The sequence below is a fragment of the Actinomycetota bacterium genome, assembly GCA_030774015.1.
Lineage (GTDB): Bacteria > Actinomycetota > UBA4738 > UBA4738 > JACQTL01 > JALYLZ01.
The window spans coordinates 1-13725 of record JALYLZ010000126.1 but is presented as its reverse complement, the minus strand read 5'-3'; the positions used below and the strand labels follow the sequence as shown (position 1 = coordinate 13725).

At 70.4% G+C, this 13725-nt stretch carries 12 protein-coding genes; 10 read left to right on the top strand and 2 right to left on the bottom strand.

The features are described from left to right. The first annotated feature begins 7 nt into the window (after positions 1–7). The 5 genes from M3Q23_12485 to M3Q23_12465 all read left to right on the top strand — a co-directional run bounded on the left by M3Q23_12485 (position 8) and on the right by M3Q23_12465 (position 5926). Entirely contained in the window at positions 8–916 is a 909-nt protein-coding gene (locus M3Q23_12485; GenBank protein MDP9342882.1) for a diacylglycerol kinase family lipid kinase, read from the top strand. Further along, a complete protein-coding gene (locus M3Q23_12480; protein ID MDP9342881.1) occupies positions 913–1650 on the top strand; it encodes an alpha/beta hydrolase in 738 nt (245 codons plus the stop codon). The genes M3Q23_12485 and M3Q23_12480 overlap by 4 nt, the downstream gene beginning before the upstream one ends. Positions 1651–1772: 122 nt before the next feature. Further along, positions 1773–2789, top strand: a complete 1017-nt coding sequence (locus M3Q23_12475; protein ID MDP9342880.1) for a hypothetical protein — start codon at positions 1773–1775, stop codon at positions 2787–2789. Positions 2790–2795: 6 nt separating this feature from the next. After that, entirely contained in the window at positions 2796–3230 is a 435-nt protein-coding gene (locus M3Q23_12470) for a hypothetical protein (GenBank protein ID MDP9342879.1), read from the top strand. Between the two features lie 38 nt (positions 3231–3268). Further along, the gene (locus M3Q23_12465) at positions 3269–5926 is read left to right on the top strand and encodes a DEAD/DEAH box helicase (GenBank protein MDP9342878.1); all 2658 of its coding nucleotides are present in this window, start codon (positions 3269–3271) and stop codon (positions 5924–5926) included. A 10-nt stretch (positions 5927–5936) separates the two neighbouring features. On the opposite strand, the gene M3Q23_12460 is transcribed toward M3Q23_12465, so the two are convergent. Continuing rightward, on the bottom strand, positions 5937–6827 hold the full coding sequence (locus tag M3Q23_12460; GenBank protein ID MDP9342877.1) for a hypothetical protein: 891 nt from the start codon (positions 6825–6827) through the stop codon (positions 5937–5939). A 714-nt stretch (positions 6828–7541) separates the two neighbouring features. Then, complete coding sequence (locus M3Q23_12455) at positions 7542–7784, bottom strand: DM13 domain-containing protein (GenBank protein ID MDP9342876.1); 243 nt, start codon at positions 7782–7784, stop codon at positions 7542–7544. A gap of 74 nt (positions 7785–7858) precedes the next feature. On the opposite strand from M3Q23_12455, the gene M3Q23_12450 reads away from it, so the two are divergent. The 5 genes from M3Q23_12450 to M3Q23_12430 all read left to right on the top strand — a co-directional run bounded on the left by M3Q23_12450 (position 7859) and on the right by M3Q23_12430 (position 13680). Beyond that, positions 7859–8782, top strand: coding sequence for a hypothetical protein (locus M3Q23_12450; protein ID MDP9342875.1), 924 nt, complete (start codon positions 7859–7861; stop codon positions 8780–8782). Between the two features lie 16 nt (positions 8783–8798). Then, the gene (locus M3Q23_12445) at positions 8799–9902 is read left to right on the top strand and encodes a Xaa-Pro peptidase family protein (protein MDP9342874.1); all 1104 of its coding nucleotides are present in this window, start codon (positions 8799–8801) and stop codon (positions 9900–9902) included. 200 nt (positions 9903–10102) lie between these two features. Then, positions 10103–10330: a hypothetical protein gene (locus tag M3Q23_12440; protein MDP9342873.1), complete on the top strand. Its 228-nt coding sequence runs from the start codon at positions 10103–10105 to the stop codon at positions 10328–10330. Between the two features lie 120 nt (positions 10331–10450). Continuing rightward, a complete protein-coding gene (locus M3Q23_12435; protein ID MDP9342872.1) occupies positions 10451–11629 on the top strand; it encodes an acyl-CoA dehydrogenase family protein in 1179 nt (392 codons plus the stop codon). Positions 11630–11802: 173 nt separating this feature from the next. Further along, on the top strand, positions 11803–13680 hold the full coding sequence (locus M3Q23_12430; GenBank protein MDP9342871.1) for a hypothetical protein: 1878 nt from the start codon (positions 11803–11805) through the stop codon (positions 13678–13680). Positions 13681–13725 lie beyond the last annotated feature (45 nt).

The window sequence follows — 13725 nt, the reverse complement described above, 5'->3', positions numbered from 1 at the left end:
TGATCGCGTGACCGCTCCCGTGATCGTGGTGGTGAACCCGACGTCCGGGCGGGGACGGGGGGGACGCCTGGTCCCCGAGGTGCGGCAAGCGCTCACCGCCCTGGGCGTCGAGCACGAGATCGTCCTGTCGGAGTCGCCGCTGGACCCGCCGCGCATCGCCCGCCAGGCCGCCGAGGACGGCGCCGAGATCGTGGCCGCGGTGGGCGGGGACGGCATGGCCGGCATGGTCGGGTCCGCTTTGATCGGGATGCGCACTGCCCTCGCGGTCATCCCCGCGGGAACCGGCAACGACTTCGCCGGGTTCCTGGGGTTCAAGCGGGGAAAGCCCCTCAGCGTCCTACCGTCGCTGGTAGACCCGGAGATCCGGGACATCGACGCCGTGCGGATCAGCGGCGCGTCCGGTGAGACGCACTTCATCAACGTGGCCGGGGCCGGGTTCGACTCGGAGGTCAACGAGACGGCCAACCGGATGAAGACCCGAGTGCAGGGGACGGCCAAGTACGTGGCGGCGGTGTTCAGCACGCTCCGCCGGTACCAGCCGGCCCAGTTCGAGGTCACCGTCGATGGCAAGCACCACTCGCTGTCCGGGATGCTGGTGGCGGTGGGAAACGGGCGGTCCTACGGCGGGGGGATGAAGGTGTGCCCGGATGCCTCCCTCACCGACGGGCTGCTCGAGGTGTGCGTGGTGGGGGCCATGCGGCGGGGCGAGTTCGTCCGGAACTTCCCCCGGGTGTTCCGGGGGACCCACACCACCCACCCCAAGGTCACCATGCTGCGGGGCAGCCGAGTGGAGATCGCCGCCGACCGGCACTTCCACATCTATGCAGACGGCGAGCAGTCCCTGCCGCTGCCGGCGGCGTTCGAGGTGCTGCCGTCCTCGCTGCGCGTGGTCGTCCCGAAGGGATCGCCGGCGTGACGGACGGACTGCTGCTGGTGCACGCGTTCCCGCTCGACGCGTCGATGTGGGAGCCGCAGGTGTCCGCGCTGCGCGTCTCGGTTTCGATGGTGGTGCCGAATCTCCCGGGGTTCGGCGGGACGCCGCCGGCCGGAGACGTGATGACCATGGCCGCCGCCGCCCGCCGGGCGGTGGAGGCGCTCGACGAGGCCGGGCTGGACCGGGCGGTGGTGTGCGGGCTGTCCATGGGCGGGTACGTGGCCCTGGAGCTGTGGCGCTCGGCCCGGGACCGGGTGGCGGGGTTCGTGTTCGCCAACACTCGGGCCGGGGCCGACGACGAGGCGGGCGCCGAGCGGCGCCGGGCCCTGGCGGAGCGGCTGCGCTCCGAAGGGAACGGGTTCCTGGTCGAGCAGCCGCCGCCGCTGCTGTCGGCGAGTGCCCCGGATGAGCTGTGGGATCGGGTCAAAGGGATCATCGCGGCGCAGCCGGCCGACGCCATCGCCGCGGCCTCGCTGGGGATGGCCGAGCGGCCGGATTCCACCCCCGACCTCGCCGGCATCGACGTGCCGACCCTGGTGGTGACCTCCACGGGGGACACGCTGATCCCGGCCGACGCCACCACGCCGATGGCCGACGCCGTGCCGGACGCCCGACTGGAGGTCATCGAGGGCGCCGGCCACCTGTCCAACCTCGAGGCCCCCGAGGAGTTCACCCGGCTGCTGGAGGAGCACCTCCGGCGCTGCGGGCTCGCGTAGGCGCGTAGAGGCCAGCACCGGGGGCCGGATTTGGCCGCGGCTCCCCGAGGAAGTAACCGCGATCCCAGAGCCGAGGCCGCGGCGTATCACCGGGTGGGAACCTGCCTCGAAGAGAGGGGAGCTTGAGCGCTCGGTCCATCGTGGCCGCCGTGGCCGCGGTTGCGCTGTTCGCTGCCTGTAGCGGTGCCGGGAGCCCGGCTGGGCCCGGGGGCCCCACCGGCGCGCCCACCCCGAGTCCGGCCATCAGCTCGCCGCCAGGGCCGGCCCCGACACCCGCGCTGCCCGATGCCGGGAACGTCGAGGAGGTGGTGAGGGTGGGGAAGGGGCCCGACGGGCTCCTCGCGGCGGCCGGCTCGATCTGGGTCGCCCACTTCGAGGGCACCACGGTTTCCCGGATCGACCCGGCCACCAGCGAGGTGACCGCCACCATCCGCACCGGCGAGGGGCCGGTTCGGATGGCGTTCGGGTTCGGGTCGCTGTGGGTCAGCAACTACCACGAGAACACCGTCTCCCGGATCGATCCCGGGACGAACCGGGTGGTGGCGACGATCCAGACCGGGCTGGAGCCCGATGGCCTGGCGGTAGGGGCGGGGAGCGTGTGGGTGGCCAACGCGCTCGACGGCACCGTGGCCCGGATCGACCCGGCGACGAGCCGCGTTGTCGGTCGGCCCATCCGCGTGGCCGGGGATCCCAGTGAGGTGACCTTCGCCCTCGGAGCGGTGTGGGTCTCCTGTCCGGAAGCGGGAACCGTGGTCCGGATCGATCCGACGACGAGCAAGGTGACCGGGACCGTGGAGACCGGCGGCGGCCCGCTGGCGACCGCGGCTGCCGGAGGAGCGCTGTGGGTGGCCCTGTACTTCCAGGGGGCCGTGGCCAGGATCGACCCCACGCACCTCCGGGTCACTGACACGGTCCCGATGAGCCCGGGGGCCAATGGGCTCGTCGTCGCGCGCGGTGCCCTGTGGCTGACGGCGGACGAGCCAGGGAGCTTCTGGAAGCTGGACCCGAACTCCGGCGCGCCACTCGCCACGACGATCCTGGGCCACCAGGCCAAGCTGGCCGCGTTCGCGCACGGTTCATTGTGGGTTGCGCTGTCCGAGTCCAACCGAGTCGCCCGGATCAGCCCAGCCGAGGGTTGATGAGAAATGGAGGTCCCACGCTGGCGGACTCCGGGCAGGCTCACGTTGGCCGCGGTGCTGGTGGTCCTGATGGCGTGCCACCCGGATCCACGCACTTCGCCTCAGGTCTTCTTCTCCACGGACGGTCGCCCCTCTTCCGCCGGCGACAGTGGGGTGTGGGGGGGGATCGGGGCGGTGCCCCCATGTATCTGTCCGCACCCCGCGGTCGGCCTGGGTGGGCGCGTCGAGGTCCTCCTCGTCTTCGGCGACCAGGTGGTGGCCTCGGGAAGGGCATCCGAACAAGGGAGCTTCGTCATCCCGTTGCCCCCAGGCGCATACCGACTCTCGCTCGTGTCGACCACGTCGTCGATCAACGTGACGCCCATCGCCTGTCCGCGGCCCGCCGGATTCGAGGTGGTCCCCGAGAGATGGGTCCGGGCCACCATCCAGTGCACCTACTAATGAAAGGCTGGCAGCAGCCCCGCCCGTAGACTGGGTTCGTGGCCGACCTCGAGCGATTTCAGTCCTACTACCCCTTTCCGCTGGACGAGTTCCAGCTGGAAGCGATGGGCGCGCTCGACGAGGGGGAGTCGGTGCTGGTCGCCGCGCCCACCGGCTCCGGCAAGACGGTCGTGGCGGAGTACGCCGTGGAGCGCGCGCTCACGAGCGGCCGCAAGGCCTTCTACACCACGCCCCTCAAGGCCCTGTCGAACCAGAAGTTCGGCGACTTCGTGGCCCGGTACGGCGCGGCCCGGGTTGGACTCCTGACCGGGGACAACTCCATCAACTCCGAGGCGCCGGTGGTGGTCATGACCACCGAGGTCCTGCGGAACATGCTCTACGAGCAGAGCTCCACCTTGGAGGGGCTCCAGCACGTGGTGATGGACGAGGTGCACTACCTCCAGGACCCCTACCGCGGCGCCGTGTGGGAGGAGGTCCTGATCCACCTCCCGCTCACGGTCTCGGTGGTGTGCCTGTCGGCCACGGTGTCGAACGCCGAGCAGTTCGGGGAGTGGATCGGCACCCTCCGCGGTCCCACCCGGGTGGTGATCGAGGAACGCCGCCCGGTCCCGCTCGAGCACCACTACCTGATCGGCCACGAGCTGCATCCCATGCACGCCGACGTGGGCGGGGCGCTCGTCCCGAACCCGTACATCGTGTCGCTGGAGCAGCGCGAGCTGCGGGTGAACACGCACTACCGCCGCTCCAGCGGGAACCCGCAGCTCCACCGGCGGTCCCGTCCCCGGGAGGGCCACCGCCGCTTCTTCGTACCCCGCCGGGAGGACGTGGTCGAGGTCCTGGCGCAGGAAGGGATGCTCCCCGCCATCTATTTCGTGTTCAGCCGGGCGGGCTGCGACCGGAGCGTCCAGTTCCTGATGTCGTCGGGCATCCGCCTCACCACCCCCGCCGAGGAGGAACGGATCCGCGAGTTCGCGGAGATGCGGGCCGCGTGGATGGCGGAGGAGGACCTGGTCACGCTGGGCTTCTACGAGTTCCGGGAAGCGCTGGCCGCGGGGATCGCCGCGCACCACGCCGGGATGCTCCCGCTGTTCAAGGAGACCGTGGAGGAGCTGTTCAAGGGAGGGCTGGTGCAGGTGGTGTTCGCCACCGAGACCCTGTCCCTCGGCATCAACATGCCCGCCAAGACCGTGGTGATCGAGGACATGTGGAAGTTCCAGGGGGAACGGCACGAGCTGCTCACGCCCGGCGAGTACACGCAGCTCACCGGGCGGGCCGGACGCCGGGGCATCGACGAGCTGGGCCACGCGGTGGTCCTGTACCAGAAGCAGGTGCCCTTCGATCGGGTGGCCTCGCTCGCCACGACGCGCACCTACGAGCTGACCTCGAGCTTCCGTCCCTCCTACAACATGGCGGTGAACCTGGTCCGCGGCTACACGCGGGAGGAGACCCACCACCTGCTGAACTCGTCGTTCGGCCAGTTCCTGGCGGACCGGGCGGTGGTGGCGCTGGAGCGGCAACTGGAACGAGACAAGGCCTACCTCGCCGGATACCGGGAGCAGATGGCCTGCCACCTCGGGGACTTCGCCGAGTACTGGGCCCTGCGAACGCGGGCAGAGGCGGTCCGGGACGAGGCCCGCAAGGGCCGGGACCGGGCCAGGTCGGATGCCGTGCGGGAGGGCCTGGGGGCGCTGAAGCCCGGCGACGTGGTGTTCGTCCCTCGGGCCCGCCGCCGGGGGCTCGCCGTGGTGCTGTCGAGCCGGGAGGGCCGTCCCACCGTCCTGGCCCAGGACCGGAAGGTCTTCCGCCTGTCGCCGTCTGACTTCGACGAGGTGCCCGAGGTGGTCACGCGGATCCAGCTTCCCCGGACCGGCAGCGCCCGGAGCGCGCGGTACCGGCGGGACCTGGCTGCCAGGCTGGTGGCCATCGACGTCCGGCCCCTCCGTCGTCGGCCCGGCCGGTCCGAGCCCGCGGTCGAGGCGAAGGCGGCGGCCCTGGAGGAACGGGCCCGCCAGCACCCCTGCCATGCGTGCCCGGACCGGGCCCACCACGAGCGGTGGGCGGCTCGAGCGACCAAGCTGGAGCAGCAGATCCGGACAGTGGACCGGCGCATCCGGGCCCGGACCGAGACCCTGGCCTGGCAGTTCGACCGGGTCCTCGCGGTGCTCCAGGACCTCGGGTACGTGCGGGGGTTCGACCTGCTTTCGAAGGGCGAGGCCCTGGCCAGGATCTACGGCGAGGGCGACATCCTCGTCTCGGAGGCACTCGGCGCGGGGCTGTTCGCGGGATTGTCGCCGCCGGAGGTCGCCGCGCTGGCGTCAACCGTGGTGTACGAGTCCCGTGAGCGGGTCCCGCGGGCGGTCGGCGAGATGCCCACGGCCGCGGTGGGGGAGAGCTACCGGGGGCTGATGCAGGTGTGGCGGCGCATCCGCGCGGCCGAGGAGGAGCGCCAGGTGGAGCTATGCCGGGAGCTCGACCCCGGGTTCGCGACAGCGGTGTTCCACTGGGCCGACGGGAAGGCCCTGGACGCCGTCCTGGGGGAGACCGGCATGGCTCCCGGCGACTTCGTCCGGAGCTGCAAGATGCTGGTGGACCTGATCCGCCAGATCTCCGAGGTCGCCCCCGCGGAGGTGGCCTCGGTGGCCCGACAGGCCCACCAGGCAGTGAACCGAGGCGTCGTCAGCTACACGGGGCTGTAGGCGGAGACGTTCAACCGCACGCGACGTGTCCGAAGAGGTCGTAAGCGGTTCGGGTCCCGGGGATACCGTGCTCGCCCTCTCGCCATCGCTGGACGCCTACCCCGGTGAGGCCTCGAGGTGACCCGTACAGCACCTGGACGGCCCCGGGCCCGTAGGAGTTGTGGGGCGGCTGGTCGTCCTCCGTCTCCACGAGGTCGGCCCAGCGTCCGCGCCCGAAGTGGGCGGCGCAACCCACGTCTCCGAACCCGCGCTTCGCTCGTGCTCGTCCGTGCACCCCGGGCGTGTTCAGCGTCCACAGCTGGCCGCCCTTCGCCCGGAGGCCGGTCGGAGTGCCGAAGAAGACGTGGAACTCACCTGCCCGACGGTACCGGCCGACGGTCGCGAACGACTCGCCCACAGCGAGATCGTCCTGGGGTCCTCGCCCGAGGTTCGCCGCCACGAGGGCAGCTGCGAACCAACCTTCCTTCATGGGCGTTCCGGCGACGAACGGTGAGCTCTGCGTCCATCGCTGCGCGTGGGTCGCGGTCAGGCCCGATGCCGAGCCATAGAGGACGTACAGGGCGCCGGCGTACCGCTTCCCGCCGACCGTCTCGCCGGCCGCGCTAATCGCGAGGTCGTCGAGGTGCCCACGGCCGAAATTGCCTCCCGCCAGCCCAGCACCGAAGTCGAACGCGATCCCCGGTCGGCCCCGTAGCCCCGGTGAGACCTGGGTCCACAGTTGGCTCTGTGCGCCAGTGAGGCCGGATGGCGAGCCGTAGAGCACGCTGACCGCGCCGCTGTTCGCGTATCCGTCGATGCGCTTGGACCAACCAATCGCCAAGTCGTCGTAATGGCCGCGGCCGAAGTTGCCGGCCGCCAGGCTCTCGCCGAAGCTGACGCTGTACCTGGCGCCACCTTTCACGCCCGGACTGTCGAGGCTCCACAGCTGGTTGCCAGCTGCGGAGAGGCCGGCGGGGGAGCCATAGAGGACGAGGACCATTCCGCGGCCGGCCCCCTTCTTCGGGGCAGAGACGGCGAGGTCGTCCTCCGGCCCCTCGACCGAAGTTCGCGGCGACGAGGCGGCTCCCCAGGTCCTCGCCGATCGAGGGCTTCCCCTTGATCCCGGGCGAAGCGAAGTCCCATACCTGACTCCCCGCCCTGGTGAGGCCCCGGGGGGATCCGTAGAGGATGTAGAAGGCCCCCTCGTTGATGTGGGTCCAGAGGTCTCCGATCGCCAGGTCGGCGAATCCGTCGCCGTCGAAGTCGCCGGCCGCAAGCTCACTTCCAAAGTAGCCTCCGCCGTAGATGCCTGACACCCAGTCCTCGGTGATCAGCTGCTGACCTACAGGGGTGAGTCCTCGCGGCGACCCGTAGAGGACAACGACCACGCCCTGTCCGACCGCGAAGCCGTTGGTGTCGTCGACCTCATCGCCGGGTGCCCCGATGGCGAGGTCCGCGAACCCGTCTCCGTTGAAGTCGCTCTTGGGCTGATCGACGCTCCTCGGGCTGGCTGCACTGGGAGCGCCCCCAGAGACCGTGGACCATCCGGCGGTGAGCAGGGCCAGGAAGAGAGCGGCCCGTGCGGGCCCGCGCGACATGGCTGCGCATCCTACACAAGCCGAAGTAGGTCTCGGTGTCAGGCCGGCTCGATCGGGGCGACGCCGAAGCCGACCTTGAACCGGCGGCACCAGATCACCGCGGTTCGGTACTTGGTGAGGTCGATGTCCGCCGGGACGAGGTAATCCTGGTCGCCGAGGACCCGCTTGTCGACGAATAGATTCCACGGGGCGAACCAGTACAGGCCGAACGACAGCCCGGCGGCCGCGACCAGACCAGCCAGTGCGGCGACTGTCCGGTGGCGACGAATCAGCGATCGCATTCCCACGCTGCTCCTCTATGCACCAGGCCACGCGGTCCGTTACAGAGTCCGCGCCGCCGTTACCATCGGCGTCCGTGGCGAGTCCCTACGGCCGGCTGGTACTGATCGTGCACCCCGCGGCGGGGCGGGGCCGCGTGGCCGCCGAGATGCCCGAGGTCGAGCGGACGGTCCGGAGCAAGGGCCTCGACTACCGGGTGGTGGAGGTGGCCGAGGCATCGGATGCGAAGCAGGTGGCTCGCGACGTCCTGGCGGCGGGGGAGCGCTTCCTCGTCGCGGTGGGCGGCGACGACCTGGTCCATCACGTGGTGAACGGGATGATCCAGGACGACAGGGCCGTCGCTGAGGACGCGGTGCTGGGCGTGGTCCCCGCCGGCGCCGAGTGCGGCCTCGTCACCACGTTCGGGCTGCCCGGAGACGCCACGCGCGCCACCGCCAGCATGGCCGGAGACCGGCTGTTCCCCATCGACGTGGGGAAGGTGACCTGCGTCGCATCCGACGGATCCGAGATCACGCGGTACTTCCCGAACCTGGCCCAGGCCGGGTTCGGCGCGGCCACGCACGCCCGCACGGAGCGCCTGCCCCGGTTCCTGGGCCGGGGGCGCCGGTTCCTGGCGTTCTGGCTGACCCTGGCGCGGACCAGGCCCCAGACGTTCAAGGTCCGGGTGGGGGAGCAGGGATGGGAGGGGCCGGCCACCAACGTCGTGGTGGGGAATTGCCAGTTCGAGGCGGGCGGGCTCCGCCTGTCGCCGCGCTCCTGGCCCGGCGACGGCCTGCTGGACGTGCTGGTGATGACCGGTCCGCGTTCGGACCACTTCACCCTGCTGCCGTTGATGTACCGGGGCGAGCAGGTCCCGCATCCGCACATCGTGGAGATGAAGGGGAAGACCATCCGGGTGGAGACCGAACGCCCGATGCCGGTGGAGGCGGACGGGATCGTCCTGGGCGCCACCCCGGCGTCGTTCGGGGTCGTGCGGCTGCCCATCCGGCTCAAGATCTGAACGTGAGGGCGATGCGATGAGCGACGACGACCGTTTCGCGCGGAGGATGGCCCGGGCCGCGGACGAGGCCGGATCGGCCGGGCTGAGCGGGATGCTGGTCACGCCCTCGGCGGACCTCGTGTACCTGGCCGGCTACGACCCGCCGCCTCTGGAACGGCTGACCTGTCTGTTCCTGCGGCCCGGGGCAGAACCGGTGCTGGTCGTGCCAGAGCTGGAGAAGCCGCGAGCCCAGGCCTCCCCGGCCGGTTCGCGTGTGGAGCTGGTGGGGTGGCGGGACGGCCAGGACCCGTACGAGGTCGTTCGCGGCGTGGTGGGCCCGGCGGGCGGAATCGCCGTCACCGACCGGACCTTGGCCGTGCATGTGCTGGGCCTCCAGGCCGCCCTGCCCGGCGCCCGGCTGGTGCCGGCGTCACAAGCGGTCCCCGGCCTGCGCGCGGTGAAGGATCCCGAGGAGATCGAGCTGCTGGCCAGGGCCGCCGCGGGCGCCGACGAGGCGTTCGGTATGATCGCCCGCACCCCTTTCGCCGGCCACACGGAATCGGCGGTGGCGGCGTCCCTGGGCGGGCTCCTCCTGGAACGGGGCCACGACTCCGTGGCCTTCACCATCGTGGCCTCCGGCCCGAACGGCGCCTCGCCCCATCACGAGCCGGGCGAACGGACCATCCGGCCCGGCGACCCCGTGGTGCTCGACTTCGGGGGCCGCGTGGGTGGCTACTGCTCCGACATCAGTCGCACCGTCTGCGTCGGGGAACCGCCGGCCGAGTTCTTGGACGTGTACGAGGTCGTCCGGGAGGCCCAAGAGCGGGCGCTCCAGGCCGTCCGCCCCGGCGTGGCGGCCGAGGACGTCGACCGCGCTGCCCGCGAGGTCATCGAGACCGCCGGGTTCTGGGACCGGTTCGTGCACCGGACCGGACACGGGATCGGCCTGGAGGAGCACGAGCCCCCGTACATCGTGGCCGGCAACCGGGAGCCGCTGCGGCTGGGGATGTGCTTCTCCATCGAGCCCGGCCTCTACCTCGAGGGGCGGTTCGGGGTCCGGATCGAGGACATCGTGGTGGTGACGGAGGAGGGGGCCACCCGGCTCAACGAGGCCCCGCGGGACCTGCACACGGTCGCGTAGCGCCGCGCCGCCTAAAGCGCCGGCGTTGCCACGCCGATTCAACGGAAGGGATGCAAGCCTGCGCCACGTGCGGAGCTCATCTGGCACCGGAGCTCGACTGGTGCCCGCAGTGCTTCGCGCCCGTCCAGGCGGAAAACCCCCGACCAGCTTTCCGGCCGGGCCTCGTGGTTCGAGGGATGGGCCCGCCGAGGGAGCCGGTCGTGACGGAGTTCTCCCGGACCCGTGGCGGCCCCACCAGCATGGGCTGGTTTGGTCGGGCCGGCACCTCGTTTCTGCTGCTCATCGCCCTCGGGCTGGTCTACTACTACGTGTTCGGGTTGATGCTCGGTGCCACCGGATTGAAGTACTTCCTCCTGTATCTGGTGGTGGCGGGACCGGCCTTCATCTACGCCCTCGGCCGGGTGTGGCGGCCCACCCGGATCCGATGAAAGCTTCGCTGCCCGGCCCGGTGGCGGGTAGACTTACCGACGGGTAACCTACGCGTCGGTAGGTTGTGCCCCGGTGACGTTCCGTCCGGGCGCCAGCCGAGGAGTGAGGAGGAGGTCGCCGTGCCCCTGCTGAACATCCCCGAGGAGATCCTGGAGCTCCGGAGCACCCTTCGGGACTTCATCGACCGAGAGATCCGCCCCCGGGAGGAGCTCCACCGCCAGGAGATCCAGGAAACCGGGACGTTCGAGGGCGCCACGCAGGAACGGCTGGAGCTCCGGAAGCGCTCCGCCGAGCTGGGGTTCTGGACGCTGCACATGCCGGAGGAGGTGGGGGGAGGGGGTCTCTCGTATCTCGGACAGGTGGTGCTGCACGAGGAGGCCTACCGCCACGGGCTGCTGCTGGCCCAGTTCGAGTCGATCTTCCCCGTGGTGACGGGCCCCACGCCGATCTACCTGGACTGCACGCCGGACCAGCGGGAGCGCTACCTCGAGCCGCTGATGAGCGGCGAGAAGGTCACCTGCTTCGCCCTCACAGAGCCCGGCGCCGGCTCCGACGCGACCGCCATCCAGACCAAGGCGATCCGGACCAACGGCACCTGGATCGTCTCCGGCCGCAAGCACTTCATCACCGGCGGCGAGGTGGCGGACTTCGCCCTGGTGTTCGCGCTGACGGACCCGGACAAGCGGGCTCGCGGCGGCATCACGGCGTTCTTCGTGGACAAGGGAACCCCGGGGTTCGAGGTCACCCGGATCCAGCGGACCATGTCCCCGTTCCAGAACCCGGCGGAGCTGACGTTCTCGGACGTCGAGGTCCCCGTGGCCAACGTCCTGGGCAAGGAGGGGTTCGGGTTCTACTCCGCCGCGAAGGCCATCAACGGGGCCCGGCTCCAGATCGCGGCGAGCGCGGTGGGCATCGCCCGCAACCTCCTGGACCGGTCCTTCGACTACGCGAAGTCCCGGGAGGCGTTCGGGCGCCCCATCGGCCACAACCAGTACGTCCAGGGGATGCTCGTCGACTCCCACGCCGAGCTCGAGCAGGCCCGGCTCCTCGTCTACAAGATGGCCACCGCCATCGACGAGGGAGCCGACGGACGCAAGGAAGCGGCCCTGGCCAAGCTCGTGGCCACCGAGATGGTGGGGCGGGTGGCGGACCGGGCCATCCAGGTGCACGGCGGGAACGGCTTCATGACCGAGCTGGGGCTGGAGTCATGGTACCGGGACGTCCGGGCCATGCGCCTGTACGAGGGCACCACCGAGATCCTGCGGACGAACGTGGCGAAGGGCCTCGGGCTGGGCTAGCCGAGAGGCAACCAGAGCCCCATCGGGAACAGCGCCCGCGCGTCGCGACGACTCCAGCCCGATTGGTCCCTTTTCGTGGGTTTTCGCATGGGTCAACCCTTGCGCCGGAAGGGATGCGGAGGGTACGCTCCCGCCCGAATCCCATCGCGTCACCCTAAGGAAGGGGGAAGAGCATGCGAGCACGTGTGCGCCTCGTCGTGGCGCTCGCGATAACGTCGGCAATGATCGCCGGCGTGCTGTTCTCGGCCAATGCACGCACAGGAGCAAAGGCCCCGCACGTCAAGAACATGGTCCTGCGTGCGGCCCTGAGGGCCGAGCTCGGCCAGGCCAAGTGGCCCTGGCGGGCACACCTGTCGTCGGGGACCGTGTACACGCTCCTCGACGCCGCGGGAGTCCTGAACCGGAGGGCCGCAGCGGCCTCGAACAAGGCGGGGAGCGCCCCGGCACTCCCCCCGACGAACAACACGCAGGGGTGTCAGAACACCTACGTCGGTGCGGGGATCACGAACATCCGCGTGAACCAGGACTGCTCGCGCAGGCGGCAAGCGGAAGAAACCATCGCCGCCAACCCCACGAACGCGTTGAACTACATCGTCGGACAGAACGACAGCTCGGTCGGGTTCAACCAGACGGGCTACGACTGGACGCTCAACCACGGCCAGACGTGGGGGAGCCAGATCCCGCCGTGGCGCCAGTTCATCGGCGGTGACGGGCACACGTTCGACGCGATCAGCGACCCGACGGCTGCGTTCGACGGCGCCGGGAACGCGTACATCGGCGGCGTGCTGTTCGACATCAACTCGCCCGACACCGCGATCCTCGTCGAGAAGTCGAACGCCGGGATCAACGGCGAGTTCTACCACTCGCCGTTCCCTGACCCCTTCCAGACCTATCGCGACTCCCCGTATGGCGTCGTGGCCAGCCACGACGACCCGTGCTTCTCGGACGACAAGGAGTACGTGATCGCGGACCAGCGCACCAGCGGCCCGAAGGCGGGCAACGTCTACATGACGTGGACGCTGTTCCGTGCCGGCGCGGCCGTCGGCTGCTCCTCGACCGGTATCCCCGGGTCCTTCGACAGCCCCATCTTCTTCAGCCAGTCCACCACCGGTGGGGCGACGTGGTCGGCGCCGCTCGAGATCAGCGGGGCCAACTCCACGTTCTGCACGGCGTTCAGCGCCGAGTCCAACCCCAACGCCTGCGACAACGACCAGGGCTCGGACCCGATCGTCGGCCCCGACGGCACGGTCTACGTGTCGTTCTTCAACGGCAGCACGCCCACCGCGGGCTTGAACCAGTGGATGATCGTCAAGTGCCCGGTTGTGCCAATCAGCGGATCCGGTGACTGCTCGAGCATCTCGAACTGGACCGGGCCCTACGAGATCACCGACGACCAGGGCTTCCAGCCATCCGACCCGGCCAGTTGCACCCCGTCCGCCGGAGGCCGTCAGTGCCTGCCCCCGGACACGTTCCGGGTGCAGGACGAGACCTACGGGTCTGTCTCCGTCGATTCCGCTGGCCGGTTGTACTTCGTGTGGTCGGACGGCCGGAACCTCGGCTCGAACTGCCGGTTCACCACGCCGGGGGTGCACACGTCGCCGTGCAACACGGACGTGTTCATGAAGTCCTCCACGAGCGGAGGCGTGGGCTGGAGCTCCCTCTTCAATATCACCTCGCCCTTCGGCAACACGGCGCAGTACATGTCGTGGAGCCAGGTGACCAAGACGGGTAGCTCCGTGAGCGTGGGCTTCTACGACCGGCACTACGGGAGCTGCGAGAGCACCGGCTGCAACGACATCACGCTGGCGCAGATCGCGACCCCCTTGTCGCCGACCGCGGGGGGCACTACGTTCCAGCGCATCACCACGGCGTCGATGCCGAACCTGGTGGCGGCCAACAACCCCGTCCAGGCCGGCTTCCTCGGCGACTACATGTGGGTGATCAACGACGCCAGGGGCAACGTGGACCTGGTGTGGGCGGACACCCGCGGCCTGAACGGGACGGTGGAGGAGGACGTTTACTACGCCACCGTGGGGCAGCACGAGCCCTAAGCCCGCTCGACCGGTAGTAGCACGGGAGAGGCGCGCCCCCCGGGG